Below are 4,717 nucleotides of genomic sequence, written 5' to 3'. Positions count from 1 at the left end.
CCGATGACGGCATTAGCTCAACCGCATACCAATCCCGCTCTGACTGCACCGACACCAGCCCAAGTACTGGCTTGGCAGGCTTTAATGAAGGAGTACTTACCACAGGTGCGGGTAATTCCACAGACACATAAAATGCTCGGTCAGTTGTAATTTGCTATGTAATGAAGTGCTTATTATCTAGACGACTGAAATAAAATCGATCGATATTTACAGATTGTTGAAATAGTTGTGTACAATACTGTCGTCGATTCATTGGCGCAATGGTGTTAGCAAAAGAATCGATGTTCGGAATTATTGTTTAGATAAGGTAGATGGCGATGAATCCATTAATCGGAATGCTAGCAAGTCAATTAGGCGGCCCTGTCGTCCAGCAAATTAGTCAACAAATTGGTGCAGACAATGGCACCACCAAATCTGCGGTGGGGATGGCTCTACCGATGCTGCTATCGGCAATGGGCAACCATGCAGCCACTCCAGACGGTGCTAATGCCATTAACCAAGCAACTCAACAAAACGATGACTCGATTTTAGGTAATCTGACGGGATTTATCGGTAATGCTGGTGCGGCAAGCATGGGGAGCGCATTACTCGGTCAGGTGTTAGGCGGTGGCTCTCAGAATACGATCGCGAATAATATTAGCCAACAGACAGGCATGGATAATGGGATTGTGACCCAACTATTGGGAATGCTAGCACCGATTGTCATTGCGGCGATCGGTAAATTCAGTCAGCAAAGCGGTACCGATCCTAGTAGCATGGTGCAAACTCTGGGTGGTGCTAGCGGCGACAATGACTTAATTGGTATGGCAACAAAAATGCTCGATGCCGATGGCGATGGTAATCCGATTAACGATTTGGGGAATATTATCGGTAAGCTGTTTTAGTTAATTACTGGCAACTAGTTAGTTACTAGTGAGGTAGATGCAAGTTATGTCTATATCTAGATTAATTAGTCGCCAGTCACTAATCTGCTACAATCTAATGCTGTTTGGGGCTGTAGCTCAGTAGGATAGAGCGATCGCCTCCTAAGCGATAGGCCGTGGGTTCGATCCCCGCCAGTCCCGTTGTCTGGATGAGTAAATTGTGGTAACTTGAGCCTAGCATTTGCTAGATTTGTCCTATCCAAGCTCATTGCAGCATGGCGCATCATATTATCCCCCGATCTCATTCAAATCCAGTTATTAAGCAACGCCACCGCCGTCGCTGGCGATTGTGGAAACTACTAATCCCGATTTCACCGCTACTACTACCGATCGCCTGGTTTGGCTACAGAGAGATTGAAAATACTTGGATCGAACCCCAAGTGATTTTTGTCTTGGGTGGTGAAGAAGAACGCGAAATCTTTGCGGCCAAATTTGCCCATACCCACCCCAATCTACCCGTGTGGATTTCTGGCGGCGCACCTCAAGGTTATGCCAATCGCGTGTTTAAGAAGGCTGGCGTTTCGACCAAAAATTTACATTTAGACTATCAGGCGATCGATACGGTGGGCAATTTTACCACGATGGTCGATCGATTTGAAGCCAAAGGTATTACTAGTGTATATCTCGTGACTTCCGATAACCACATGCAACGCGCTAGAGCGATCGGCGAAATTGTCTTTGGTAGTCGCGGCATTAAAGTCAAACCTGTAACTGTCAATAGTGACAGACCCTCGGAACCAATTCAAAAAACCGTCAGAGATAGCTTTCGATCTCTATTCTGGCTGACTACTGGCTATGCTGGCGGGAAGGAGTAGGGGATGGGAAGTAAGGAGTAAGAAGTAAGAAGTAAGGAGTAGAACTGATGCTAAATCCTATCCCTTATTCCCTCTTCCCTACTCCGCACCCCCATCTCTCATCTCCCATCTCCCAACTCCGCACTCCCATCTCCCATCTCCCAACTCCCCTCTAAGCCGCAATCGGACTTTGCCCAAACAGATGAGCGAGTAGAGTATGGCTGAGTTCGCGATTCCAGGTGTGAACTCGTACCATTACCCGCGAGAACACGAATGCGAGTTCGATCGCATCGACAGTCGTAGCTTTACCCACTAGATTATTGCCTTCTGTTCGTTCGCCCCGATGGTGTTTGGCTAGCGACAGAAGGCTTTTTGTCGATCCTTTGACTTGTCCGTAATAAGAACCATCGAAAGCCCAACGGCTGAAGCCCCAGAATTTAGCGAGGTGATTGACTTCATCTTGAAATGGTTGGGCGATGGCTTGTTGGAGCGCACCTGTAGAGTGTGCCATCAACCATAAATAAATCGATACGGCTCCCCATTCGGTGGAGATGCGGCTGAGGGTGTGGTTGGAGACAGCTTTTAATGCTGAATCGATCGATTGGTGCATGTTGACGCTATTGGGTTTGAGTTGCATTTTTTCGCCTGTTAGCTGCTGGTAGATTTTCTTGAAAGTTGGCGCGTGTTGGCGTTCTTCTTTTTCCCAGGCTCCTAAAGTAGCGATCGAACCATCGGGATTTTGGGTACCGCCGATAAAGTAAGCCATTCCTGGATGAATCGATTTCATGTAGTTCCAGGTTTCTTGAGAATATTCACGGATCGGGGTTTCGATTTCGGTAGCACCTGCTACGAGCATGATAAATAAATCTGGATCGACTCCGACAATTTGGCTGGTGGAAATAGATTTCCAATCGATGGGTTCCCATTTTCTGACGTTGGGTTGAGAAAATTGGGCGGGTAAGTCGATGAGGTGTTGGCTGAGAATATCAATGGTAATGTAGCGATCGACTAATCTATTCATCCGAGCGCGGATTTGCAAGTAGTTAGGATTTTCGGGACAGGATCCAGCTAAATCGGTGGCGATGTGGCGGCGGGTTTGAGTGAGTTTCATGGTTTGGTTCTCCTGGTGTTTTCGGTTGTTGAATACATCTTCACAGACCGATTTGTGAGGGTGCAATGAGTAACCTGAACTAAGGTGAACCAGGGTGAAGTAAGATCGAGTGACCCACCCCGCCCTTCGGGCACCCCTCCTGGGAGGCTACGGTGTATACACAAGTCCGTGAGACTTCGTTTTGAGATCTGAATCCCCCAAACCCCCTTAAAAAGGGGGCTAAGATCCGGTCAAAGTCCCCCTTTCCAAGGGGGATTTAGGGGGATTCCCATCAATTTCGCTTCGAGCTAGAGATGTGTATACACGGTAGCCTGGGAGGGAATTTTCACGCCTAGCCATTGAAAACACCTATATTTATGGAACCGAGAGAATTAGCATTGTGGTTGGATGGCGATCGGCAGCAACAGATCTTAGATCGCCTTGTAGAGCGACTGGGCTTGACGCGTGCGCGGGCTGAGTGTTTTTTACGATTGTGGGTTTATCTGCTGGTGAAGGAGCAGCGAGAGGGCAATCCTGCCGTAAAACCACCGCTACTGAAACTTACTTTGCTCGATCGACCTGTAAGTTGCAGTCATCGGGAAGCCGCCGAATTATTTTATAGCGATTGCGATCGGGGGAGCGATCGCTCGGCGGGAATGATGTTGGATAAATTAGCTGCGTTAGGCTTAATTAGGAAACAATTCGATGGCAATATCAGCCGGATTGAAATATTAATTATTGCCACCGAATTGGAGCCAGAAATTGCCCCAGAAGTCACAGTTAGGATCGATCCTTTCGATCCGCGTTGCGATGCCATTCCGATCGCCACTTTACTCGCAGCCAATTATAATTGGATGAATCACAACACGGAGGCGACACCGCACCGAATTGTGAATATTCTGCGCCAATGGGCGCGTCAATACCTGCGTGGAATGCGCGTATTACGCCGTCAGGATAATCTCAATCCGATCGGTTTTTATATTTTGTATCCAACGCTCAAGGCTTCGGCATCGAACTTTTTCATCGCGCCTAGTAAGAGTTTGCATTTAAGCGCGATTGGCGATACCGATCCGTTTGTGATGGCTGAAGCTGGAGATCTCGATTGCGAGTCGGTGTTTATCCGGAGTTGGGCTGTCGATCGCGAATATCTCGATCGATATCGAGTGCTGTTTTTAGAAGATACGCAAAAAACTTTAATTTCAATGCAGACAGATTTTCCGAATTTGTGCGATTTATATACGATGATTATTCATCCTAGTTATGAATATCAAGCATCGGCATTAGGCTTCCAGCATTTGAGTCGCGATCGGCAATTATCGCTCTATTGGATGTATTTACCACTCGATCGATTTTTAGCCCTGAATATTACCGATTGCTTTCCACCTCGATCTTGATGGTAGTTAGATTGTAAATTAATTGTCCGATCGCCTAGATCTGAGGGTAACGCGCTCGATATAATTGTAATTATGAAACGATTATTTAAAATCTCTCGATCGTTGCTGGTGACTTACTACGCCTATATGTTAGAGTATCGGGCTGAATTGCTATTGTGGGCACTTTCAGGCTCGTTACCGTTCATCTTGATGGGCGTGTGGACTCAAGCAGCACAACAGGGCAACTTTGGATTATCTTCGATCGATTTTGCCCGCTATTTTTTGGCAGTTTATTTAGTCCGACAGCTCACTGTTGTCTGGGTCATTTGGGATTTCGAGCGCGAGATTGTCGATGGGAAGTTGTCGTTTAGGCTATTACAACCGCTCGACCCGGTTTGGCATCATATCTGGTCGCATATTGGCGAACGTTTTGCTCGGTTACCATTTATTTTTGGTTTAGTTTCATTCTTTTTTATTCTCTATCCTAGTGCTTTTTGGGTACCTAGCTTGAGTCGTTTGGGCTTATTTGCAATCGCC

At 46.8% G+C, this 4,717-nt stretch carries 4 protein-coding genes, 1 tRNA gene and 2 pseudogenes; 6 read left to right on the top strand and 1 reads right to left on the bottom strand.

Annotation, left to right across the window (positions count from 1 at the left end):
• The 4 genes and pseudogenes from Q0R35_RS19610 to Q0R35_RS16860 all read left to right on the top strand — a co-directional run.
• Positions 1 to 150 (top strand): annotated as a pseudogene (locus tag Q0R35_RS19610) (radical SAM protein); the annotation flags it as partial.
• A gap of 167 nt (positions 151 to 317) precedes the next feature.
• On the top strand, positions 318 to 884 hold the full coding sequence (locus Q0R35_RS16870; RefSeq protein WP_295621070.1) for a DUF937 domain-containing protein: 567 nt from the start codon (positions 318 to 320) through the stop codon (positions 882 to 884).
• Positions 885 to 990: 106 nt separating this feature from the next.
• Positions 991 to 1,064 (top strand) — tRNA-Arg (locus Q0R35_RS16865).
• 74 nt (positions 1,065 to 1,138) lie between these two features.
• Complete coding sequence (locus tag Q0R35_RS16860; protein ID WP_295621067.1) at positions 1,139 to 1,738, top strand: YdcF family protein; 600 nt, start codon at positions 1,139 to 1,141, stop codon at positions 1,736 to 1,738.
• Positions 1,739 to 1,889: 151 nt separating this feature from the next.
• On the opposite strand, the gene Q0R35_RS16855 is transcribed toward Q0R35_RS16860, so the two are convergent.
• On the bottom strand, positions 1,890 to 2,828 hold the full coding sequence (locus tag Q0R35_RS16855; protein ID WP_295621064.1) for a hypothetical protein: 939 nt from the start codon (positions 2,826 to 2,828) through the stop codon (positions 1,890 to 1,892).
• A gap of 356 nt (positions 2,829 to 3,184) precedes the next feature.
• On the opposite strand from Q0R35_RS16855, the gene Q0R35_RS16850 reads away from it, so the two are divergent.
• Positions 3,185 to 4,201, top strand: a complete 1,017-nt coding sequence (locus Q0R35_RS16850; protein WP_295621060.1) for a hypothetical protein — start codon at positions 3,185 to 3,187, stop codon at positions 4,199 to 4,201.
• Between the two features lie 72 nt (positions 4,202 to 4,273).
• Positions 4,274 to 4,717, top strand: a pseudogene (locus tag Q0R35_RS16845) (multidrug ABC transporter permease); the annotation flags it as partial.

Origin of the sequence: Chamaesiphon sp. GL140_3_metabinner_50, assembly GCF_025361915.1 — a bacterium.
Lineage (GTDB): Bacteria > Cyanobacteriota > Cyanobacteriia > Cyanobacteriales > Chamaesiphonaceae > Chamaesiphon.
This window is presented reverse-complemented; position numbering and strand designations above follow the sequence as displayed.